Here is a 23,088-nt window from a genome sequence, read left to right as displayed (position 1 = left end):
TGTAAATGCGCAGCCGCACTTTGTGGCTCTTCGGCGCCGGCCTGCTCTCGCTGGCCGGCGCCGTCTTTGCAGCCGAGACGCAGGGATTTGCAGAGGTGAGCCCGGTGGGCGTGAACCGGAACCCGGTTCGCCTCATGCGTCCGCCCGTCGCGCCGCTCTCTGCGATGGCGTTGCTCGGCAAGGACATCTTCTACGACGCCTCGCTGTCGTCATCAGGTTCGCTCTCCTGCGCGTCCTGCCACAGTCCGGATCACGCCTACGGCCCGCCCAACGACGGACCGGTGATGCTCGGTGGCGCCAACCTGTCGCGGCAAGGCGCACGCGCAGTGCCGTCGCTGACCTATCTCGATCGCCAGCCGAATTTCAGCATCGGTCCGGACAAGGGCGATGACGACAACATCATCGACCTTGCGCAGATGGCTGCGCTCGGCCAGCAGACCGTGCGTAAGACCAAGATTGCCGGTGGCACCGGTGCGTCGGCGAACATCGTACCGCAGGGCGGCCTGTTCTGGGACGGCCGCGCCGACACGCTTCAGGACCAGGCGCTGTTCCCGCTGCTCGATCCCAACGAGATGGACGGCGGCAGCGCGGAGATCGTCGCGGACAAGCTGCGCCGCGCGCACTATGCCAACCGTTTCGTCGAACTGTTCGGCGCGGGCGTGCTGAAAAACCAGCGGCTATTGATCGCGGAAGCGATGTTCGCGGTGGCGCGCTATCAGGTCGAAGAGCCGAGTTTTCATCCCTACACCAGCAAGTATGATTACTGGCTCGAAGGCAAGGCGCGGCTGTCGGAGAGCGAATTGCGCGGCCTGCAATTGTTCAACGATCCTGACAAGGCCAATTGCGCCGGCTGCCACACCTCCGCGCCGACCCGCGACGGCTTGCCGCCGATGTTCACCGATCATCAATATGAAGCGCTCGGCGCGCCGCGCAACGCCGCGCTTGTCGGCAACAAGGATCCCGGCGATTTCGATCTCGGCGTCTGCGGTCCGCATCGCACCGACATTCCCGAGCAGACGCAATATTGCGGCATGTTCCTGACACCGACGTTGCGCAACACCGCAACGCGTCACGCATTCTTCCACAACGGCGTCTTCAAATCCCTCGAAGAGGTGCTCGATTTCTACAATTTCCGCGACACCAATCCGGAAAAGGTGTTCCCGCACACCGCCGACGGTACGGTACGGAAATACGACGACCTGCCCGCAAAATATCACGCCAATGTCGACGTCACCGATCCGCCTTTCGATCGTCACCCCGGCGACAAGCCGGCGATGACGGAGCAAGACGAGGCCGACATCATCGCCTTCCTGAAGACGCTGACGGACGGCCACAAGCTCGAGAACTAGCGGGCACCTCTAGCGCGGCTTGATCTCCGCGTATTTGACCATCGCCTTGTCGAACTTGCGCTTGAACAGCCACATCGCGCCGAGAATCTCGCGGAAGCTGGCCGAGCTTCGCGCCCGGTCTGCCTTGCCGAAGGCAAGGATGCTGTTGTTGCGCAAATGCTTCATGATGGTGGGGCTGGATACCCGGTAGTTCAGCAGGTCGCCCGATTTGAGGGCCGAGCGGGTCGGCGTCGGAATGATCTGGATCAACTCGAACAGCTTCATCTGGTCGATCGGATCCGGCAGCGTCTTCACGATGGCCGGGATCTCGGCAAACAGTTCCGCATGCGCGTTCATGAGGCCGTCGCGCACGTTGGTCCAGTGATTGAAGCGGCGATCGGTGCCGCGGGACCGCGCCTCTTCCTTGTCGTCGCGTGTGTTCAATGCGGGATCGGCGCTCGCGATCGTACCCTTGATCGCCTCCCATTTCCGCTGGCCGTTGCGATCCTCGGACGGGCCGGTCTGAAAGCTGCCCATGTAAGTGTTCGAGCGCGCGTTGCGGACGTTCTGCTTGCCGTTCGTCTCCGCATAGAACAGCCCCAGGCTGATGAGGCCTGCGGCGTTGGCGTCAGCGGGTGAAAGCCCTTTGGCCCGCGCAATCGCGGCGCCGAGATCGACGACGTCCTTGAACGGCGTCGCCGAATTCTGTGCGCCTGCGGGCGGGGCCTCCATGATCTCGAAGACGTCGGCATATTCATCGACCAGCGGCTCGATCGCGGCATCGAAATAGGCCGGCGGAATCCCGAACTTGTTCGGCTTCCCGATCCGCGAGGGCATCGCGTCGGTGAGATCCTTGTAGGTGCTGATCACCGCGACGCGCGCCAGATAAAGCGCCTGGCCCGGCAGGTTCGGCAGCGGCTGCTTCGCCTCGATCTGGCGACGCCGCTCGGCGAGGATCGATTTGAAATCGCCGAGCGCGCGATCGTAGGCGGCTTGCGCGTCCGATTGCACCGGCGTGAGTGTCTGCGCCCGGCTCGCGGCCGGTATTGCGAGGAGCAAGGCAAGTGCCGAGAGGGCCGCAGTGGCGTGACGTCGTGGTCGCATCGCAGGGTTCCCGTCATCTGTCGATTCGGCGGCTGTGCAGATCGTAAGCATCTGCGGGGTCGCGGTCGAGGAAGCTCCGTCCTGAATCTCCGTAGAATAACGGATGGCTTACAGGAAGATGACGAGGCGCTTTTACGTTTCAGTAGCTTCGCATCAGCACTATGTGCGGCTCTTGCCGGGGGGGCGATGCGAGGCTTCGCGCGAGGTCGCTCTTCTTGGCTGAGCGTTGGTCCCGGCGCCGGTCCCTTCTTGGCGTGCTCTCAGTTCTTCTCAGCCATAACTTTCGAAGGCTTGACTATGCCGGATTTGGCAATCATCCATCGCATTGGCCGGCTCGTCTCGCGACTGAGGCGCGACTCCAGGGCCAACGTCGCCGTCACATTCGCGATCGCACTCGTGCCGATCATCACGTCGATCGGATGCGCCGTCGACTACAGCATGGCGACGCGCATCAAGGCCAAGCTGCAGGGGGCAGCGGATTCCGCGAGCGTCGCCTCGATCTCCGTGAACTCGGCCGGCTACAAGGCGGCGATGTCGATGACGTCGAACGGATCGGTTGCTGCCGGCGTCGCGGAGGCCAACAACATCTTCAGCGGAAATGCTTCGGCGTTTGCCAGCAGCTTCACCAATCTGAGCGAGACGAGCACGGTCACCAAGACCGTATCCAGGATGACCTCGTCCGTGCAGTTCAGCGCGGATGTGCCGGTCACCTTCATGCAGATTCTCGGTTACAAGAAGCTCACCGTGACCGGCACCTCGTCGTCGTCGACGACCCTGCCGCTGTATCTCGATTTCTATCTGACGCTGGATGTCTCGGGTTCGATGGGCTTGCCGTCGACCACCGCGGAAGCTCAGCGCATGCAGTCGATCAATCCCGACAATTACCGGCAATATCCGACCGGCTGCACACTGGCCTGCCATTTCTCGCCGCAGAACAGCGCATGCACGGATTCAGGCACGCAAGGCTATCCAACGAATAATTACTGCCTCGGCTATGCCATCTCGCGGGTCAGTCAGAGCGGATACAAGGGCCTTCTCACCAAGAAGACCAGTAATCCCATGGGCGTGCAGTTGCCGTCGTCGATCGTCTCCGGGCTGCCGAACTCACTCTACTCGAATCTCGCGACCGTGGCGAACTGCCCGACGGACGGGACCGATTCCTGCATCCAGTTGCGGCTCGATGCTGTCGGCTATGCGGTCAATCAGCTGTTCATCACCGCGAACAACACCGCGAAGGTGACGAACCAGTTCCGCATCGGTCTCTACCCCTTCATCCGCTATCTCTATTCATCTTATGCCTTGACCAGCAGTATCAACGGTTCGACGACCAATCCTTCGACCATCAACTATGCGGCTGCGAATCTGGCGACCCTGCTCGACACGAACATCAATGCAGATCTCGGTTCGGGCGGCACCCATATCGACACGGCGCTGTCGAACGTGAACGACCTGATCAAGACCGTCGGCGACGGCAGCGCGACAACCAGCACATTGCCCTACGTCTTCCTCGTGACCGACGGCGCGCAGGATCCGCAGGTCAAGGGCGTTCCTAACGGTTCCTGGTCCGGCAGCAACCACGCCACCGTGATCGATCCGACCACGTCTTGCACGCCGCTGAAGAAGCGCGGCATCATCATTTCAGTGCTTTACATTCCCTACCAGAAGATCGACCCCGTCAACACGTCCTTCGCCGGCGACGAGGACGATTACGCCAACTGGAACATCCCGAACATTCCGACGAGCCTGCAGAACTGTGCCTCGCCGGGCTTCTTCTATACCGCCAACACACCGGCCGACATCACGGCGGCGCTGAACGCGATGTTCAATCATGCGGTGTCCGAGGCTCGCATCACCAACTAGCCAGCCGCCCGGTACTCCGGCGCCGACGTCAGGAACTTGGCATAGGCATCCGCGTCGGGCGGCTGGAAGTGTCCGGCGAGCCCGCCGCGCTTCTGAGTCTTTGCACCGATGTCGGCCATCAGCTCGTCGAAATGGCGGTAGTGATACGGCGCGACGCACAGGCCGCCATAGACGCCGGCGGCCGGCCGCTCGACCCGCTTGAAGTGCAGCATCATCTCGATGTTCTCGCGCATCTGCTGCGTGGTCGGCTGATTCTTGAGTTGCCCGTCGGCATAGCGCACCAGCCAGTTCGCGGCGAGATCGGCGCAGAGCACGGTGCAGAACGACGAGTTGAAGCCGACGAAGCCGAGATCGGGCAGATCAGGGTTGGCGATCAGGCGATAGAGCCGGTACTGCCCGTCCGTATCGACCAGCTTTTGCTGATAGGCGCCCGGCAGGAAGGGCACGCCGAGCTTGTAGCCGATCGCCAGCACGGCGACGTCGGCGCCGACGCGCTCGCCGCCGGTCATCACGATGTTGTCGGCCTCATAATGATCGAAGCTGCCGAACACGGCCTTGATACGGCCGTCGGCGACCATCGGATAGAAGCCTGGCGTAGCGATCGGCACCGAGCAGTTGACGCCATCCTCGATCCGCTCCTTCGGCACCATCTTGCACTTGCTGAGCTTGAGTTGCGCCTTCAACAGGCTCTCCAGCCCGCGCCAGTTTGCCCAGATCAGCGGCGCGGCAAGGCGGTACGCGAATCGCGACATCGTCCCGATGCCCCAGCCCGGGAACATCTCCTCCTGCGCACGGATGTAGAGGATGCGCTTGAAGTTCACGAGCCCGCCTATGAAATAGGGGATGCGCCAGACCGGCTCGCGCATCACGATGGTGACCTCGCGCGCGCCCGACTTGACCGCGTTCACGGCAATATCGGTCGCAGATTTCGAACCGCCGAGCACCACAACGCGGCGTCCTTTCGCGAGCGTGGCATTGCCGTATTTCGACGAGTGCAGGATCTGCCCGCCATGGTCCAGAAAGCTGCCTTCGCCGCGGCAATGCAGCTCGCGCGGCTCGTTGAACTGCCCGGTGCAAACTGCGACGAAATCGAAATCCTTGTTCGTCGCCGCGCCGTCATTGCTGCTCAGGGTGAGCGACCAGCCGGGCTTGCCGTCGGTGCGCCGCGCCATGCCGGCGACCGCAGTGTTGAGGCGCAGCATGCGGTCGAGACCGAAGCTTTTGGCGTAGTCGACGAGATAGGCGTGGACCTGCGGCCCGGTCGGCCATTCCGGATAGGTATCAGGCATGGCGCGATCGGTGTAGCGGTAGAGATCCTTGGGGCTTTGCGTCTGCACCTCTGGATAGGAGCGCGCCGGCTCCCAGACGCCGCCGAGATCGGCGCTGCGCTCGACGATGGTGACGCGGTGGCCGCGGGTGGAGAACGCCTTTGCGGTGGCGAGGCCGGAGACGCCGGCGCCGATCACGCAGACATGCTTGGGGCTGACCATGGGATGGCTCGCAATCGATGTGTTTTGCACGCAAGCGACCTCGTTCGGCCGCAAGGCGCGGCCGGCGGGCGGCAAGCAGATGAAAGCGGACGAGGAGGCGGGCGCGCCTAGTCGTTGGCCTCGGGCGGCAGGAAGTCGACCTCGTGCAGCGCCGAGATGCGCACAACCTCGGCCGGGTCGGTCAGATTGTGCAGCTGGTTGAACAGCGCCTCCAGCTTTTGCATCGGCGAGACCCAGAACAGCGCGCGGCACGGCTTGTCGGATTTGTTGAAATAGCCGTGCGGGATGCCGCGGGGCATGCGCACGAGATCACCGGCATGGGCCTTGACCCATTTGCCGTCGAGCTTGAGGTCGAGCGTGCCTTCCTGCACCAGGATGAACTCGTCCTGGGTCGGGTGGATGTGCACCGGCACGAACTGGCCCGGATCGCTGTTGGTCTCGAACGCGAAGGTGGATTCGGTGACGGCCTTGGGGAAATAGACCTGACCCAGAATATTCCAGGTCTTGCCGCCATAGCCTGTGCCGTTTGCGGTAATGCCCTTTTCGAGTGCAGTCATAGCTCGCCTCCCTGTTGGATTCCGGCGAGGATGGAGCTTCGGCCACGCGCGGGCAGCTGTCTATCCGCTAAACGAATCCGCCGTCGCTGTTGCCATGCAGCACGACGATTTTGCGAACGGCCCTTTTCGGGCCCTGCGAACTATTATAGGCTTAAAGCAATTCCGTGACGCGAAGCGTGGTCGATGATGTCCGCAGCCGTGCTGGAAATGAGTGCAGGACCGCCCGTAGCCGAAAGGCTTGCGGCCTTCGCCCGTGTCACCACTGACGACGTCGATGAGGCGGCGGAGCAGGTCGGTCGCATCTTCTGTCCGCATGATCTCAAGCCGGCGCAGGCTCGCGCTTCCGGATTTTCGGCCCGGCACAATTGCGCGGCGTTTGACGGCTTTTCCATCAATTACGTCGGCTATGGCGGAACGGTCAGCATCGATCCCGGCTGTCTCGACCGCTTTTTCCTGGTGCAGATTCCGCTCACCGGCACCGCTCACATTTCGGCGGGCACCAGTGGATTCGATGTCGAGCCAGTCAGGACTGCGTCGCTGCTGTCACCCACGATCCCGACCCGGATGGTCTGGGCCGATTGTGCGCAGATCATCCTGCTGCTCGATCGCCGCATGGTCGAGCAACGGGCCGCGGCGCTATCGGGCCGGGCGGTCGGCACAGTCGAGTTCGATCCAGTCATAGACCTGAACGCGTCGGGCGGACGCGGTCTCCGAGCCCGGCTCGATGAGCTAATGACGTTCGCCGAGCGTCTCGGGCCGTCCGGGCGGATGTCGCCGGTCGCGATGGCCCACCGGCGTGAAGCGCTGCTCGATGGTCTGCTCAACGGCCAGCAGCATGACCTGTCGGATGCGATCAGGACATTCTCGGGGCACGCCGAGCGTTTGCCGCGCGCACTCCGCGCCGCGCGGGGCTATCTTTCCGATAACGCCGATGAGCCGCTCGACCTCGTAGAGCTCGCCCGCGCGGCCGGCATCGGCATCCGCGCACTTCAGCTCGGTTTCCGCCGTCACTTCGGCGTGTCGATCTCGGAAATGCTGCTCGACATGAGACTTGCAAGCCTCAACGCGCGGCTGGCGCAAGCCTCGTCAGACGTCTCCATCACCGACATCGCTTTCGATCTCGGCTTCACCCATCTTGGCCGCATGGCCGGTGCCTACCGCGATAAATTCGGCGAGACGCCGTCGGCCACGCTGCGGCGGCGGATGAGCTGAAGCCGGTCATCGGCTCTCGCGATCGTCGTTTGCCTGTTTGCGCAAGAAGCCTTCGAGCTCGGCCTGCACCGAATAGGGTGTCGGGATTGCGTCGCCTGCGGCGTCCACGGCGGTGTCGAGCGAGCGGCGCAGCATGCGTGCGAGCTCGGCCTTGCGGTAGGGTTTTGCCAATAGCGGCGCGCCCATGGTGGCGCCTCCCGGCACGTGCTGGGAGTCGTGGGCGTAGCCCGACGTGAACAGCACCCGAAGCGAGGGACGCGCGGCCACCATCTGGTCGGCAAGCTCCCGTCCGTTGATGCCGCCAGCCATGACGATATCGGTGAACAGCAGGTCGAACGGCGTGCCTCCAGCCGCAATCGCGAGCGCTTCGGTCGCGTTGGCGGCGGGGACGACCTTGTAGCCGAGGCTTGCGAGCTGAACCGTGACGTATTGGCGGACGTCGCGGTCGTCCTCGACGCAGAGGATGGTCTCGGTCCCGCCCACGATCTTGCGCGCATCATAGCTTGCAGGGCGAAGCGCGCTGGTCTCGGCCTTCGGCAGATAGATCGTGAAGACAGTGCCGCGGCCTTCTTCGGATTTGACCTTGATGCCGCCGCCCGACTGCTTGACGAAGCCGAACACCATGCTGAGCCCGAGGCCGGTGCCCTTGCCGACGTCCTTGGTCGAGAAGAACGGATCGAAGATGCGCTCGACGATCGCCTGCGGAATGCCGGTGCCGGTGTCGGCGACCTCGATCTCGACATAGTCGCCGGCATAGCCGGCGCCGACCGCCACGGCCTCGCGCACGCCGAACACGACGTTGCGCGTCGTCAGCATCAGGCGGCCCCCGTCGGGCATGGCGTCGCGGGCATTGATGGCGAGGTTGAGCAGCGCCGAGGAGAGCTGCCCGCGGTCGGCGAAGGCGAGCCAGATATTGCCGTCGAACTTCCGCACGATCTCAATCTTTTTTTCGAAGGTCGCCAGCAGCAGCCTGGAAAGCTCCTCGAGCAGATCGTTGACGTCGATCTCGGCCGGTTGCAGCGCCTGCTTGCGCGCAAAGGACAGCAGGCTCGAGGTCAGCGCCGCGCCGCGATCGGCCGCGTCGCTGATCAGCCTGGTGATGGTGGCGAGCGGCGGGCTGTCCTTCACGGCGTCGGCGAGGATCTCGATCGTGCCCGTGATCACCGTGAGCATGTTGTTGAATTCATGCGCGATGCCACCGGTGAGCTGGCCGACCGCTTCCATCTTCTGGGACTGAATCAACTGCTCCTCGGCGGCGCGCTTCCGCGTGACGTCCTTGACGAAAACGTTGATGACGCTGCGGCCTCCGATGCGGAGCGCGGTGCTCGACGCTTCGACCAGGATCTCGTCGCCGTTGCGGTGCACGAGGTTCGCCTCGAAGCGGATGCCGATCGGGGTGCCGGACAATTCCGGCAACAGCCGCATCATGCGCTGCCTGAAGCCCGCTCGCAGCGGCTCGGCGACGAGCAGCTCGACGACGTCGGCGCCGATTGCCTCGGGCCGCGACCAGCCGGTCAGGGCTTCGGCCTGGGGGCTCCACTCCAGCACGATGCCGCGTTCGTCAGTCTGCATGAAGGCGTCGAGTGCGGTCTTGATGACGGCTTGCGTCACCTGCGCGCTGTCCGCGCGCGCCTGCGCCTGCTCGGCCAATCGTGCGGCGATGTGCTTGTCCATTGACGTCGCGACGTGGCCTGCACAGAGCCGCGCAAGCAGCACTGCAACGGCGGTGCTGGCGATGAGGGCGACGACCTGGGCAACGCCGAAATCGGGTCCGCTCACGGCATAGGAGACGAGGAGGGCCACGGCGGTCACGACGACCTGCGCGGCCATCGCTGATGTCAGAAGCCCCCTGAGTTTCATGCTCTCACACCACCGACATCATCAGCGGCCCAACCAGCGCGCTGTCGAATGAGTCCGGCTCCCTGTGAGCTACAGACTCCCTGCGGCGTCGTCGAGGGCAATTTCCGGCGGTACCTTGGCGAGGTGCCCCACAGGGTCAACCTGGCGGCGAATCGGTCTGATGCAGCGTCGTGACCCAGATCACACGCGCCGTCTGCTGGGTCGGGTTGTCGAACATGTGCGGCACGATGCTTGGGAAGCGGAAGCTGTCGCCGGCTTCCAGCACATGGGCCTGGTTGTCGAGCCACAGCCGCAGGCTGCCGGAGAGGATATAGCCTGCCTTCTCGCCGGTGTGCTGGAGGAAGTCGGTGCCGGAGGAGGCGCCGGGGTTGAGCGTGAGCTCGTAGAGTTCGAGCTGGCCCTTGCTATCCGGCGTCAGCGCTTCCTTGACGACGCCGCTCGCGGTGAGGCGCAGCAGTCGCCTGTTGTTCTTGCGGACGATGTAGCGCTGCACGTCGGCGGCGGGATCGCTGGTCTCGAAGAAATAGGAAATCGGCACCTCGAGCGCGATGCTCAGCAGGCGCAGCGTGCGGATCGACGGCATCGCGCGCGCGCGCTCGAGCTGGCTGATCATCCCGTTGGAGAGGCCGGTCTTGTTGGCGACGTCCTGGATCGAGAGACCGGCGCGCTGGCGCAGCAGGCGAACGGTTTCGCCGAGGCGCTGGTCGACTGCGTCGTCCGTCTCGACGGCCGGGGTGTCCTTCGGACTATCAGTGTCGCCGCGACCATCCATGTCGCTCTCCCGTGCATTGCCTCGCCGCCGGAATCGCCGGCAGCGGTGTGAAAAGGTTCCGCATCCTAGCAACCCGATTGACAGCTGTATTTAGTCATGATGAACTTTTGTCTGAAAAATATAGAAGCACTAAATTCCACTCCTGTCCTTTTGCCGGGTCTCGGGAGCGCGGGAGAGGTGCCGTGTTCGGGAACGGAGACTGGTCATGGCGGACAGCACCGGGAAATTCGGCGTTGGTGGATTGCATCATCTCGGCATTCCAAGTCGCCGGCAATTCTTTCAACTCGGCGCAGGCGCTGCCGCTGCCGCGGGATGGACGTTCTCAGGCAACGCTCTCGCCCAGACCGAACGCCCCTCTAACCCGCCGGACAAGCCGCGCGGGCAGGTGATCGCGGCGCTGTCGCAGGAGCCGACGGTGTTTCATCCCTTGATGCCCGGCATCGAGGTCGACCAGGGCGTCTGGTGGCAGGTGTTCTCGCCGCTCTGGTTCATTGATCCCGACGGCAAGTTCGTGCCCGACCTCGCGCGGGAAGTGCCGACCGTCGAGAATGGCGGCTTGTCGGCCGACGGTCTGACCTGGAAGATCAAGCTGCGCAGCGGCGTGAAGTGGCACGACGGCACGGCCTTCACGGCCGATGACGTCAAGTTCTCGCTGGACTTGATCAACAATCCCGATTTCCGCGTCCGCAACCGCGTTGGCCACAGCTTGGTCAAGGACATCACGGTCGTCGCGCCCGACGAGATCCATTGGCGAATGGAAGCTCCCTATTCGCCCTACATGTCGATCCTGTCGCTCACCTTCATCGTGCCCAAGCACATTCTGGAGAAGGTCTCCGATCCGAATTCGTCGCCATTCCACAACGCGCCGGTCGGCACCGGACCGTTCCGCTGGGGTGAGCGCGTGCCCGGCGACCACATCCTGCTCAACGCCTATGCCGGCTATCACGGCAAGGGACCCTACGTCGAACGCGTGGTCTTCAAATACATTCCTGATCTCACCGTCCTCTACACCCAGTTCCGCACCGGACAGGTCGATTACACCGGCCTGCAAGGCATCCTGCCGAATTTCGTGCAGGAGGCGAAGACGCTGAAGGCGCGCAAGATCTTCGTCTCGTCGACGTCGTCGGTGGAGCACATCGCGCCCAATCTGGCGTTCGGCCCCTTCGCCGACCGCACGGTTCGCGAGGCGCTCTATCTCGCCATCAACAAGCAGGCGATCATCGATGCGCTGAACTACGGACTGCCGACGCAGACCGAGAGTTTCGTGCCGCAGGAGGCGTGGTCGTTCCAGCAAGGTCTCCCGCAGCACAAATACGATCCGACCAAAGCCAACGCGCTGCTCGATGCCGCCGGCTGGGTGCGCGGCTCCGGGGGCATGCGCGAGAAGGGCGGCGTGAAGCTCGAATTCACCAATTCGACGACGTCAGGCAATGCCGTGCGCGAGCAGACCCAGCAGCTCCTGATCCAGGACTGGCGCGCGATCGGCGCGACCATGCGCGTCAACAACATGCCGGCTGCCGTGATCTGGGGCGATTTCTGGCAGCAGTCGAAGTTCAACTCGGTGATCGTGGGCGTGAATTTCATGCTGGGCAGCGATCCCGACGTGACACCGCGATTCGGCTCCGGCGCGATTCCCGCCAAGGGCGGCCGCGGGTACAACACCTATCAATACCAGAGCGCGGAGGCCGATCGTCTCCTTGCCGAAGGCGCCAGGCAGTTCGACCTCGCGCAGCGCAAGACCACCTACGGTGACCTTCAAAAGCTCATCCGCAACGATCTCGCGATCCTGCCGCTGTTCCAGGGTTTTATCGCCGAGGGCGTGAAGGAGGGGCTGCATGGCTTCCGCCCCAACATCAACACCTCGACCAATTGCTGGAATATCCGCGAATGGTACTGGGCCTGATGCCTGAGGCTGGCGGGGTCGCCTGAGATGGCCCGTTACGTCGCCAATAGGCTCGCGCAGGCGGTGGTGCTGCTGGTGATCGTCTCCGCGATCGGCTTCGCTCTCTTGCATCTGGCGCCAGGCGGTCCGCTGTCGCAATTCGCGGCCTCATCACAGATGACGCAGGAGGATCTCGATCGCGTCACCAGACAGCTCGGGCTCGATCGTCCGCTGCCGATCCAGTATCTCGACTGGTTCGGTCGCATGTTGAAAGGCGACTGGGGCAAGTCCTATCGCGACGGCGAGACGGTGCTCTCGGTGATCTCCTCACATCTCGGCGCGACGCTGGAGCTGATGACGACGGCGACCATCATCGCCGTGCTGCTCGGCTGCTGGATCGGCATATTGGGCGCGCTGAGGCGCTACTCGCTGTTCGACTCGCTTGCGACCGTCGGCGCCATGATCGCGCTGTCGATCCCGACCTTCTGGTTCGGCCTCGTCACCATCTACGTGTTCTCGGTGACGCTGGGTTGGCTGCCGGCGGGAAATCGCGAAACCGTCGGCGACGGCTCCTTCCTGGACCTGCTGCATCATCTGATTGCGCCGGCGATGGTGCTGGCGCTGGTCGAGACCGCGATGTGGGGCCGCTTCATGCGTTCCTCCATGCTCGAGGTGATCAACCAGGATTACATCCGCACCGCGCGTGCCAAGGGCCTGCCGGAGTGGCGCATCCTCACCGTGCATGCCTTGCGCAACGCGCTTCTGCCGATGATCACGGTTGCGGGCCTGCAATTTCCGACGCTGCTCGGCGGCGCGCTGGTGGCTGAAACCGTGTTCACCTGGCCCGGCATGGGCCGCCTATTCCTCGATTCGATCGGCTATCGCGACTATCCCGTGGTGATGGGCATTCTGATGTTCTCGGCGATCATGGTGCTGATCGGCTCGCTGATTGCCGACATCCTCTACGCCGTCGTCGATCCGCGCATTCGGGTGGGCTGAAGCGATGGCGACTGCAGTCTTGTCCACCACTTCGCCCGCCCCCGGCCAGGCCGCGTGGAGACGCTTCTGCCGGCACCGCCTGGCGCTGGCTGGCGCGGTGATCATTGTGATCCTCGTCCTCGGCTCGGCGTTCGGTCCTTATCTCTTGCCGTTCGACGACACCTATATCGACATCATGAAGCGGTTTGCGCCGCCGCTCTCGGGCGCGCACGTCCTCGGGACCGACGAACTCGGCCGCGATGTGCTGGCGCGGCTGATGATGGGCGCGCGCGTCTCACTGTCGATCGGCTTCGTCGCGATGGTGATGGCGATGGCGGTCGGTATCGTCGTCGGCGCCTTTGCCGGCTTCTATGGCGGCGTTGTCGGCGCGGTGCTGATGCGGCTCGTCGATGCCGCGCTGTGCTTTCCGACCATCTTTCTGCTGCTTGCGTTGGCGGCGCTCACCGAGCCAGGCCTTGTCACCACAACGGTGCTCATCGCGGCCACCGCCTGGATGAGCGTGGCGCGCGTCGTCGAGGCCCAGGTGCGCTCGCTGCGGGAGCGCGAGTTTGCGGTGGCCGCGCTCGCCTTCGGCTCGTCGAACCTGCGAATCATGTTCCGCGAGCTCGTGCCCAATGCGGTTGCGCCGATCATGGTTGCAGCGACGCTCAATGTCGCCAATGCGATCCTGCTGGAATCCTATCTCAGCTATCTCGGCTACGGCATCCAGCCGCCGGCCGCGAGCCTCGGCAACATGCTCAACAACGCACAGATCTATCTGACCAGCGCGCCGTGGCTCGCGATCGCGCCGGGCGTCATCATCACGCTGGCGGTGACCAGCTTCAATTTCCTCGGTGACGGCCTGCGCGACGCGCTCGATCCGCGAATGAACATCCCATGACGAGACCCGAATTGATCTTCAGGAGTGCATCATGTCCCCGCCGCTCAACCGTATAAACAGCGACGAACGCCTGCCGGCACAGGCGGACGTCGTCGTCATCGGCGGCGGTGTCATCGGTGTCTCCGCGGCCTATCATCTTGCCAAGAAGGGCCTTTCGGTCGCGCTGGTCGAAAAGGGCCATGTCGGCGGCGAGCAGTCGAGCCGCAATTGGGGCTGGTGCCGCCAGCAGGGCCGTGCGCGTGAGGAGATCCCGCTCGCGCGCGAGGCGCTGCGGTTGTGGGAAGACATGCAAAACGACGCCGGCGTCGATGCCGGCTTCCGCCGCACCGGCGTGCTGTTCCTGACCAAGAGCAAGGACGAGCTCGCGAGCTGGGAACGCTGGGCCGCAACGGCGCGCGAGATGCAGGTCCATTCGACCGTGCTGACGCCGGCCGAGGTTGCCGAGCGCATGCCGGGGAATACCGACAGATGGGTTGGCGGCCTGCACACGCCGAGCGACGGACGCGCCGAGCCGTCGATGGCCGTGCCTGCACTGGCCGCTGCTGCACGAAAGCACGGCGTCACCATCCACCAGGGCTGCGCCGCGCGCGGGCTGGAGACGCAGGGCGGGCGTGTCAGCGCCGTCGTCACCGAGAAAGGCGCCATCCGCACGCAAGCCGTGCTGCTGTCGGGCGGCGCATGGTCATCGCTGTTCTGTCGCCGTCACGGCATCGAGCTGCCGATCGGTCTCGTCAACGCCACGGCATGCCGGACCACGCCGGCGCCCGAGATCACATCCGGCGCGCTCGGCACCGATCTCTACTGCATCCGCCGCCGCCTCGACGGCGGATTCACGCTGGCGCTGCGCAACCGCGGCACCGTCGAGCTGTCGCCCGATCTGTTCCGCTACGCGCGCACCTTCTGGCCGACTTACCTGCACCGCCGCAACGGTCTGAAGATGTCGTTCGGCAAGTCGTTCTTCGACCAGATCATGCGTGGGACCAGTTGGAGCCTGGATAAGCCATCGCCGTTCGAGATCGAGCGCGTGCGCGATCCCGAACCCGACATGTCGCTGGTCACTGCCGCGCTGGCTTCGCTGATCAGGGCGAACCCTGAATTGAAGGACATCGAGATCGCGGAAGCCTGGGGCGGCACCATCGACTGCACGCCGGACACGATCCCTGTGATCTCGCCGGTCGATGCGTTGCCGGGCTTCTTCCTGGCGACCGGCTTTTCCGGACACGGGTTTGGCATCGGGCCTGCGGCCGGCAAGCTCGCCGCAGATATCGTGACCGGTGCGACACCGCTGGTCGATCCCGCCGCCTACAGCCACAAGCGCATGATCGACGGTCGGCGGCTCGCGCCGGTCAGCCCGTTCTGAGGGCCGCATGACGGTTCTCTACAAAGCCAACATGGTGCGCGGCGCGGAATGGGCGACCCTGTTCGCGGAGCGCGCGCCTGATGTGCCGTTCCGGCTCTGGCCCGACATCGGCGATCCCGCCGACGTCCGCTATCTCGTGGCATGGGTGCCGCCGGACGATATCGCGACGAGCTTTCCCAATCTCGAGCTGGTCTTCTCGGTCGGCGCGGGTGTTGATCAGTTCGACGCCACCAAACTGCCCGTGCATCTTCCGCTGGTGCGCATGCTGGAGCCCGCTATCGCCGAAACCATGGTGGAGTACGTCACCATGGCCGTGCTCGGGCTGCATCGCGACCTCCTGCAGTTCATCAACCAGCAGAGGGAGCAGGTCTGGCGCGAGATCCGGATCACGCCGGCCAAACGTCGCCGCGTCGGCGTGATGGGGCTCGGTCAGCTCGGCCAGGCCGTACTTGAACGCCTTGGGGCGTTCGGCTTCCCGCGATCAGGGTGGAATCGCTCACCGCGCGAGATCGAGGGCGTCACCTGCTATGCTGGTCCTGATGGGTTGCCAGAATTCCTTGCGCAAGCCGACATCCTCGTCTGCCTGTTGCCGCTGACCGACGAGACCCGCGGCATCCTCAATGCCGATCTGTTCGCGCGCCTGCCGCGCGGCGCGGGGCTCGTCAATGTCGGGCGCGGCCCGCATCTGGTCGAAGCTGACTTACTCGCGGCGCTCGACAGCGGCACGCTGTCAGGCGCGGTTCTCGACGTCACCGATCCCGAGCCGCTGCCTGAGGGCCATCCGTTCTGGAGCCATCCACGCATCCTGCTGACCCCGCACAACGCCAGCATGACGAGTCCGGACACCGCCGTCGATTTCGTGCTCGACGTCATCGCGCGCCATCGCCGCGGCGAAGCGCTGCCGGGGCTGGTCGACCGTCGTCGCGGTTACTGAGGGCTTTGCATGAGCAGCGGCGCGAGCAGATCTGACCAGGTGATCGTCGAAGCACGGGCGCCCGTGCTGTCCGTCTCGGGCCTCACCACGTCGTTCATGCGCGAGCGGCAATGGATTCCCGTCGTTCGCAACGTCTCTTTCGACATCGCGCCGCGCGAGACCGTCGCGATTGTGGGCGAGTCCGGGTCGGGCAAGAGCGTCACAGCGCTCTCGATCATGCGTCTCATCCCAAAGGAGACCGGCCGGATCGAGGGCCGTATTACGCTGTCGGGCCGCGATCTGCTGACCTTGCCCGAAGCGAGCATGAAGGACATCCGCGGCAATGATGTTGCGATGATCTTCCAGGAGCCGATGACGAGCCTCAATCCGGTGCTCACCGTCGGTTTCCAGATTGCGGAGGCACTGATCCAGCATCGCGGCTTGTCGCGCGCGGCGGCCGAGGCCGAGACCATCCGGCTGCTCGACCGTGTTCGTATTCCAGCCGCAGAATCGCGCTTCCACGAGCATCCGCATCGCTTCTCCGGCGGCATGCGCCAGCGCGTGATGATCGCGATGGCGCTGGCGTGCAAGCCGAAGCTCTTGATCGCGGACGAGCCGACTACCGCGCTCGACGTCACCATCCAGGCCCAGACCCTGGAGCTGCTGAAGGAGCTTCAGCGGGAGGAGGGGATGTCGATCCTCTTCATCACTCACGACATGGGCGTGGTCGCCGAGATCGCAGACCGCAGCATCGTGATGTATGGCGGGCAGGCGGTGGAGACGGACGTGACCGCGCGCATCTTCGCTGCACCCTCGCATCCCTACACGCGCGCGCTGCTGTCGGCCGTGCCGCGCCTCGGCTCGATGGACGGTCGCTCGCGTCCGATGCGGTTTCCGATCGTCGACAAGGTCACGGGCACTTCTGACGAGCCGGCCGAAACGCCTGACACGGTTTCGACCGCCGAGCGGCCGTTGTTGGAGGTCTCAAATCTCACCACCCGCTTCCCGATCCGCTCGGGCCTGTTCGGCAAGGTCTCGGGTCGCGTTCACGCGGTCGAGAACATCTCCTTCACCTTGCGTGCCGGTGAGACGCTGGCGCTGGTCGGTGAGTCCGGTTGCGGCAAGTCGACCACGGGCCGTTCCATCCTCAAGCTGACCGAGCCTGACAGCGGCACCGTCCTGATCGACGGCCAGGATGTGCTCGCCATGAACGGCCGCACCTTGCGCGACTTCCGCAAGCAGATGCAGATCGTGTTTCAGGATCCGTTTGCCAGCCTCAATCCGCGCATGTCGGTGGGCACGGCGATCGCCGCGCCGTTGCTCGCCAACGGGCTCGCCACGGCGTCGCAGGCGCGTGACAAGGTCGCCGATCTCCTGGTTCGTGTCGGCCTCACCGTCGACATGGCCGCGCGTTTTCCGCACGAATTCTCCGGTGGCCAGCGTCAGCGCATCTGCATCGCGCGGGCGCTCGCGCTCGGACCGAAGCTGATCGTCGCGGACGAGGCCGTCTCCGCGCTCGACGTCTCGGTCAAGGCGCAGGTCGTCAATCTCATGCTCGACCTCCAGGCCAGCATGGGGCTCGCCTATCTCTTCATTTCCCACGACATCGCGGCGGTCGAGCGCATGAGCCACCGTGTCGCGGTGATGTATCTGGGCGAGATCGTCGAGATCGGCGCACGTGCGTCCGTGTTCGGAAATCCGCAGCATCCCTACACGAGGAAGCTGATGGCCGCCGTTCCCGTGCCCGATCCGGCTCGCCGCGGCACCAAGCGCGAGGTCGCCAACGACGAGATCAGAAGCCCGGTTCGCGCGCCTGATTACCAGCCGCCAGTGCGGCAGTATCGCGAAGTCTCGCCCGGCCATGTCGTGCAGGTCTGGGGCGAGGAGTGGTCGGCCTAGCGTGCCTTTGCCACCATTAACTTTTGGCGCCGGGAGCCGGCGAGGCGGCGGACGGCGCTCGCGCAGATCTTGTGGGTGCGGGCAGCGGCTTGTCGACATCTAGCCGTGAACAGCCGCGTACGCGACGATTCGGCTGATTCGGACGTGATTCGTTCGGGCCGCGTTCCGTTCGTTAAGGCAGGGCGCGGCCCCGTTGCATTTTGGGACAGAAGCAGTCTTCAGGCCGAGTGCTTCACACGCGGCCGGCGCCAGCCGATGACGGTGGCTTCCACCGCGATGCCGGCCTCGTGGTTCTGCCAGCGTCCCTCGACATAGCGGCAGGCGAACGGCAGTTGATATGTCCCGCTATGGTCTTCACACAAAACCTCGACCGGCAGGCCGGGTGGCGGTTCGCCGGCGCCATCAAAATCCGCCAGACGTCTGTCACGCGTTGCCATCCTAAAAATCTCCCCTAATCAAAGCCGCGGAAAGAGCGCCCACTTTTCCCGCACGCGGTTTATTGCTCCCCGTCCAAGGGAACAGCCTAACCTCAACGCGAGAATGCGGTGCGAGTGTGGTAGCCTTTGGCGGCTGCGCGCAATCGGCGCACATTGCCGTGATCGATTTGATGAGGAACCCGAATGCCGCGCCGGATCGCTGTCGCCTGTTTTGCTATGTTACCGTTCGTCGCGCATACGCCCGTGCGCGCGCAGGACGTGCCGGGCATCGAGATCTGCACCGTCGAGAAGACCATGGAGCGGCGCACCAGCTGTCTCCAGAGCAATGTCGATTTCCTCCAGAAGACCATCACAAAACTCAATCTCGATCACCAGCAGAAGATCGATGCCGCCAACCGTCAGGTCGACGCGCTGAAGGTGACGCTCGCCGGTTTGCAGAAGACGATCGGCGATCTCCAGGCGGCGCAGGCCAAGCAGGCGGAGGATCTGAAGAAGAAGCAGGACGCGCCGCCGCCGAAGGACGCCGCGAAATAGCAGCGGCGATCACGCCACGCGATAGCGCTCGATGACGTCGCGATCGGGCTCGTAGCCGAGCCCCGGTCCCGTAGGCACCGCGACATGGCCGGTGGCATCGACGTCGGCGCGGCCGTCCCAGAGGCAGGCTTCGCGCCTGAGATAAAACATCTCGACCAGCCCGTCGGCGCGGCCGGCCAGGAGATGCAGCGTCGCCAGCAGGCCCGGACCGAAGTATGGAGAATGCGGGACGATCTTCACGCCGAGCTGATCGGCCAGCCGTGCGACCTTCAGGAATTCCGTGACGCCGCCAACCTTGATCACGGACGGCTGCGCATGGCTGACCGCACCCGCTTCCATCATCTGGCGGAATTGATATTCGGTGCAGGCATTCTCGCCGGCAGCAATACCAAGCCCGCCCTTGCTGCGCACGTCGGCAAGCGTAGCAAAATCTTCCGGCGGCCAGACCGGCTCCTCCAGAAACATCGGCTGCGCGTCCTTGCACGCTTTTGCGAAGGCGATCGCCTGCTCGCCGGTCAGCGGGCAGTTCATGTCGACCATCAGCGGAATGTCGGCCCCGATTGCCTCGCGCGCGGCGAACACGGCGGGCGTCGTGGTCTCGTGCAGCTTGATCGCGCCATAGCCGAGCGCGAGCGCCTTCCTGCATTCGCCGGCGATGTTCTCGGGCGAGCCGATCCGCAACAGGCTCGCATAGGCGGGAATCTTGGCGCGTCTGGTCTCGCCGAGCAGACGATGCAGCGGTACGCCCTCGACCTTCGCGGCCAAATCCCATAGCGCGATGTCGAGCCCCGAGATCGCAAACATGGTGATGCCGTAGCGGCCGAACAGATGCAGATTGCGCTGGATCTGCTCCACGGCGGCGGGAATGCCCGCTGCATCGGGCACCTTCAGCCCGCGGGCCTGCGGCGCGATCATCTCCTCGACGGCACTGCGCGTGGTACGCGGACAAACATAGGCGAAGGCATCGCCCCAGCCGGTCAGTCCGGAATCGGTCGTGACCTCGACCAGCACCATATCGAGCGCGGAGATGGCGGATGCGCCCTGGCGAAAGCTTGCAACACCGGCGTCATAGGGGATGCGGATATGGTGGGCCCGCACATCGGTGATTTCCATGACGCAGTTCCTCTTTCTTGTGAGCGGTTTCATCGAGTTTAGCCGCGAACAGAAGGGCGTTGCCAGTGGCTATTGCCGGACTATCCTCATGCGCGGACAGCAATGCCGATCAAGCGCGGCGGGGTGGGCGAGCGCATCATCGCCATGCTTCGAACGAGAGTCCTAACCCATGAATCCAGCCCAGCGCGCGCTCTGGTATATCGAAAGCCATCTGGCCGAGCCGATGACGCTCGACGAGATTGCGGCGATGGCAGGCGTGTCGCGGTTCCATATGGTGCGTGCGTTTGCCGCAGCCACCGGTTTCCCGGTGATGCGCTACGTCCGCGCGCGGCGGCTGAGCGAGGCGGCGCGCAGCCTTGCCAGGGGCGCGCCGGACATTCTGTCGCTGGCGCTGGACGCGGATTACGGCTCCCACGAAGCATTCACCCGCGCGTTCCGCGACCAATTTGGCACAACGCCCGAAGCGGTCCGGGCCGCGACTTGCACCGGTCACCTCAAGCTTCAGGAGCCGATCCTCATGGACTCCACCATATCAGACAACCTCAAAGCCCCGCGTTTCGAAACTGCCAAGGCCTTCCTCATCGCCGGTCTCGCCGAACGCATCGCCTGCGACAATGGTGCTTCCATTCCGGGACTGTGGCAGCGCTTCCACCAGGAGGTCGCCGACATCCCCGAGCGCATGGGCAACGTCGCCTACGGCGTTTGTTGCAACGGCGATGATTCCGGCAATTTCGATTACATCGCCGGCGTCGAGGTCGCCGATTTCTCCGATCTCGCACGCCGCTTCGGCCGCATCCGCATCCCCGAACAACGCTACGCGGTGTTCGCCCACACCGACCACGTCGCCTCTATCAGGCGCACCGTCAACGCGATCTGGAATCAATGGCTGCCGGCCTCGGGCCTCAAGGCCGCCGATGCGCCCAACTTCGAGCGCTATGACGAAAACTTCAATCCCGTGACCGGCAATGGCGGCTTCGAGATTTGGATACCGGTCAGGGAGTAGCATGATCCGGAAAAGTGCGAAGCGGTTTTCCGGAAAGATCATGCTCAAACGATATCGCAAAGCGCGATGACCCTCGTCGCGCTTTGCGCTGCAACGCTGGCATACCATCCCGCTTGCTTGGCAACGGGGACCTACTTTGTCATAACCGCTGGCAAAACTTGCCAGCGGGGCCCGTGCCGGACATCCCGCGCAAGCCATAACAAGTAGCCGGGAGGGTCCCCAATGTCTGACGTCCGCGTTCTCGCCACCGACCTCGAATTTCCTGAAGGGCCGGTCGTGATGCCGGACGGTTCGGTGGTGCTGGTGGAAATCCGCGGCCAGCGCCTGACCCGTGTCTATCCCGATGGCCGCAAGGAGATCGTCGCGAAAGTGCCGGGCGGCCCGAACGGCGCAGCGCTCGGGCCCGACGGAAAAATCTACATCTGCAACAACGGCGGTTTCTCCTGGATTCCGACCCGCAACATGATCATGCCGGGCCCGCAGCCCGAGGATTATCTCGGCGGCTCGATCCAGCGCATCGATCTGCAATCGGGCAAGATCGAGACCGTCGTGACCAAATGCGGCGAGCACGATCTGCGCGGGCCGAATGATCTCGTCTTCGACAAGCACGGCGGCCTCTGGTTCTCCGATCTCGGCAAGCGGCGTGCGCGCGAGATGGATGTCGGCGGCATGTATTACCTCAAGCCCGGCATGAAGGAGATCGTCGAGGTCGTGCATGGCATCCTTCCGGCCAACGGCATCGGCCTCTCGCCGGACGAGAACACCGTCTACATCGCCGAGACGCCCACGGGACGGCTCTGGGCCTATGAGCTCTCCGCGCCGGGCACGCTGAAGCCACGCGACGTGATCTATCGCGGCGAGCGCGGCAAGCCGATCTGCGGTCTCGGCGGCTACCAGATGTTCGACTCGCTCGCGGTGGAGGCGAACGGCAATGTCTGCGTCGCCACCCTCGTCTCCGGCTGCATCTCGGTGATCGCGCCCGACGGCACCCTGGTCGAGCAGGTCCCGACCGGCGACCGCGTCACCACCAACATCGCCTTTGGCGACCCCGAGCTGAAGACCGCCTACATCACCCTGTCGGGCAAGGGCGAACTCGTCGCCATGGACTGGCCGCGCGGCGGTTTGCCGTTGAATTTTCTCAACAAGTGAGCCAAGCCGTCATTGCGAGGAGCCCGCGACAAAACTGCGAAGCAATTTTGCGCTGGCGACGAAGCAATCCGGTCTGCTTCCTCGGTATGATTCTGGATTGCTTCGCTTCGCTCGCAAATGACATCGGAGAGAGACCTCAATGCCCTGGCCTGATCCCATCACCCTGCGCGGACAGCATGCCCGTCTCGAGCCGCTGTCGAAGGGGCAACTCCAGGGGCTGACGGAGGCCGTCAGGGACGGTGAACTCTCGAAGCTCTGGTACACGGCGATCCCGCTGCCGGAGAACATGGCCAAGGAGATCGACCGCCGCCTGGGCCTTCAGGCATCGGGCTCGATGCTGCCGTTCACCGTGTTCGACGCCGGCGGCAACATCGTCGGCATGACGACCTACATGAACATCGATGCCGCCAACCGCCGCGTCGAGATCGGCTCGACCTGGTATGGCAAGAGCGCGCAGCGTGGTCCGCTCAACACGCAGTGCAAGCTGCTCTTGCTTCGGCACGCCTTCGAGACGCTGAACTGCATCGCTGTGGAATTCCGCACGCATTTCTTCAACCACCAGAGCCGCCGCGCCATCGAGCGCCTCGGTGCCAAGCAGGACGGCATCTTGCGCAGCCACCAGGTCGCGCCGAACGGCACACTGCGCGACACCGTCGTGTACAGCATCACCGCTGCCGAATGGCCGACGGTGAAGGCGCATCTCGAATATCAACTCAACGACAAGCCGCGCTGAGGC

Annotated in this window: 20 protein-coding genes; 13 read left to right on the top strand and 7 right to left on the bottom strand. The window is 64.2% G+C overall.

The genetic code is table 11. The features are described from left to right. The first annotated feature begins 5 nt into the window (after positions 1-5). Complete coding sequence (locus JQ631_RS23210; protein ID WP_212329578.1) at positions 6-1,349, top strand: cytochrome-c peroxidase; 1,344 nt, start codon at positions 6-8, stop codon at positions 1,347-1,349. Positions 1,350-1,358: 9 nt separating this feature from the next. Here JQ631_RS23210 and JQ631_RS23205 read toward each other — a convergent pair whose 3' ends face one another. Continuing rightward, positions 1,359-2,432, bottom strand: a complete 1,074-nt coding sequence (locus tag JQ631_RS23205) for a hypothetical protein (RefSeq protein WP_212329576.1) — start codon at positions 2,430-2,432, stop codon at positions 1,359-1,361. 297 nt (positions 2,433-2,729) lie between these two features. Here JQ631_RS23205 and JQ631_RS23200 point away from each other — a divergent pair, with 297 nt between their 5' ends. Further along, positions 2,730-4,292: a TadE/TadG family type IV pilus assembly protein gene (locus JQ631_RS23200; protein ID WP_212329574.1), complete on the top strand. Its 1,563-nt coding sequence runs from the start codon at positions 2,730-2,732 to the stop codon at positions 4,290-4,292. Here the strand turns inward: JQ631_RS23200 and JQ631_RS23195 are convergent. Together JQ631_RS23195 and JQ631_RS23190 are read right to left on the bottom strand one after the other, a co-directional pair. Then, a complete protein-coding gene (locus tag JQ631_RS23195; protein WP_212329571.1) occupies positions 4,289-5,782 on the bottom strand; it encodes a flavin-containing monooxygenase in 1,494 nt (497 codons plus the stop codon). The two genes, JQ631_RS23200 and JQ631_RS23195, sit on opposite strands and share 4 nt — an antisense overlap. 107 nt (positions 5,783-5,889) lie before the next feature. Next, positions 5,890-6,339 (bottom strand): cupin domain-containing protein, encoded by a 450-nt coding sequence (locus JQ631_RS23190; RefSeq protein WP_027529369.1) that lies wholly within the window; start codon positions 6,337-6,339, stop codon positions 5,890-5,892. Positions 6,340-6,525: 186 nt separating this feature from the next. Here JQ631_RS23190 and JQ631_RS23185 point away from each other — a divergent pair, with 186 nt between their 5' ends. Beyond that, complete coding sequence (locus JQ631_RS23185) at positions 6,526-7,551, top strand: AraC family transcriptional regulator (RefSeq protein ID WP_212331542.1); 1,026 nt, start codon at positions 6,526-6,528, stop codon at positions 7,549-7,551. A gap of 6 nt (positions 7,552-7,557) precedes the next feature. On the opposite strand, the gene JQ631_RS23180 is transcribed toward JQ631_RS23185, so the two are convergent. Further along, positions 7,558-9,411: an ATP-binding protein gene (locus JQ631_RS23180; RefSeq protein ID WP_212329569.1), complete on the bottom strand. Its 1,854-nt coding sequence runs from the start codon at positions 9,409-9,411 to the stop codon at positions 7,558-7,560. Positions 9,412-9,547: 136 nt separating this feature from the next. Continuing rightward, positions 9,548-10,183: a cupin domain-containing protein gene (locus JQ631_RS23175; RefSeq protein ID WP_212329567.1), complete on the bottom strand. Its 636-nt coding sequence runs from the start codon at positions 10,181-10,183 to the stop codon at positions 9,548-9,550. 205 nt (positions 10,184-10,388) lie between these two features. Here JQ631_RS23175 and JQ631_RS23170 point away from each other — a divergent pair, with 205 nt between their 5' ends. Genes JQ631_RS23170 through JQ631_RS23145 form a run of 6 tightly spaced genes read left to right on the top strand, consistent with a single transcriptional unit; the run spans position 10,389 to position 18,116 of the window. Further along, entirely contained in the window at positions 10,389-12,086 is a 1,698-nt protein-coding gene (locus JQ631_RS23170; protein ID WP_212329565.1) for a peptide ABC transporter substrate-binding protein, read from the top strand. A 27-nt stretch (positions 12,087-12,113) separates the two neighbouring features. Next, positions 12,114-13,064 (top strand): ABC transporter permease, encoded by a 951-nt coding sequence (locus JQ631_RS23165; protein ID WP_212329563.1) that lies wholly within the window; start codon positions 12,114-12,116, stop codon positions 13,062-13,064. A gap of 4 nt (positions 13,065-13,068) precedes the next feature. Then, positions 13,069-13,944: an ABC transporter permease gene (locus JQ631_RS23160; protein WP_212329562.1), complete on the top strand. Its 876-nt coding sequence runs from the start codon at positions 13,069-13,071 to the stop codon at positions 13,942-13,944. A gap of 31 nt (positions 13,945-13,975) precedes the next feature. Next, positions 13,976-15,304 (top strand): NAD(P)/FAD-dependent oxidoreductase, encoded by a 1,329-nt coding sequence (locus JQ631_RS23155; protein WP_212329560.1) that lies wholly within the window; start codon positions 13,976-13,978, stop codon positions 15,302-15,304. Between the two features lie 7 nt (positions 15,305-15,311). Next, positions 15,312-16,238: a 2-hydroxyacid dehydrogenase gene (locus tag JQ631_RS23150; protein WP_212329558.1), complete on the top strand. Its 927-nt coding sequence runs from the start codon at positions 15,312-15,314 to the stop codon at positions 16,236-16,238. 9 nt (positions 16,239-16,247) lie between these two features. Then, positions 16,248-18,116 (top strand): ABC transporter ATP-binding protein, encoded by a 1,869-nt coding sequence (locus JQ631_RS23145; RefSeq protein ID WP_212329556.1) that lies wholly within the window; start codon positions 16,248-16,250, stop codon positions 18,114-18,116. A gap of 218 nt (positions 18,117-18,334) precedes the next feature. Here the strand turns inward: JQ631_RS23145 and JQ631_RS23140 are convergent, their stop codons facing one another. Further along, positions 18,335-18,553 (bottom strand): hypothetical protein, encoded by a 219-nt coding sequence (locus JQ631_RS23140; protein ID WP_212329554.1) that lies wholly within the window; start codon positions 18,551-18,553, stop codon positions 18,335-18,337. 183 nt (positions 18,554-18,736) lie between these two features. Here JQ631_RS23140 and JQ631_RS23135 point away from each other — a divergent pair, with 183 nt between their 5' ends. Further along, positions 18,737-19,087 (top strand): hypothetical protein, encoded by a 351-nt coding sequence (locus JQ631_RS23135; RefSeq protein WP_433995524.1) that lies wholly within the window; start codon positions 18,737-18,739, stop codon positions 19,085-19,087. Between the two features lie 9 nt (positions 19,088-19,096). Here JQ631_RS23135 and JQ631_RS23130 read toward each other — a convergent pair whose 3' ends face one another. Next, entirely contained in the window at positions 19,097-20,200 is a 1,104-nt protein-coding gene (locus JQ631_RS23130) for a mandelate racemase/muconate lactonizing enzyme family protein (protein WP_212329552.1), read from the bottom strand. A gap of 169 nt (positions 20,201-20,369) precedes the next feature. On the opposite strand from JQ631_RS23130, the gene JQ631_RS23125 reads away from it, so the two are divergent. From JQ631_RS23125 to JQ631_RS23115, 3 genes are all read left to right on the top strand, one after another. Beyond that, complete coding sequence (locus JQ631_RS23125; protein WP_212329550.1) at positions 20,370-21,203, top strand: AraC family transcriptional regulator; 834 nt, start codon at positions 20,370-20,372, stop codon at positions 21,201-21,203. A gap of 222 nt (positions 21,204-21,425) precedes the next feature. Beyond that, positions 21,426-22,352 (top strand): SMP-30/gluconolactonase/LRE family protein, encoded by a 927-nt coding sequence (locus JQ631_RS23120; protein ID WP_212329548.1) that lies wholly within the window; start codon positions 21,426-21,428, stop codon positions 22,350-22,352. Positions 22,353-22,491: 139 nt separating this feature from the next. Then, a complete protein-coding gene (locus JQ631_RS23115) occupies positions 22,492-23,085 on the top strand; it encodes a GNAT family N-acetyltransferase (protein WP_212329547.1) in 594 nt (197 codons plus the stop codon). Positions 23,086-23,088: the final 3 nt, after the last annotated feature.

It is taken from the genome of Bradyrhizobium manausense (assembly GCF_018131105.1).
In the GTDB taxonomy this organism is placed as follows: domain Bacteria; phylum Pseudomonadota; class Alphaproteobacteria; order Rhizobiales; family Xanthobacteraceae; genus Bradyrhizobium; species Bradyrhizobium manausense_B.
The sequence above is the reverse complement of the archived record's forward strand: the minus strand, read 5'-3'. Positions and strand labels throughout refer to the sequence as shown.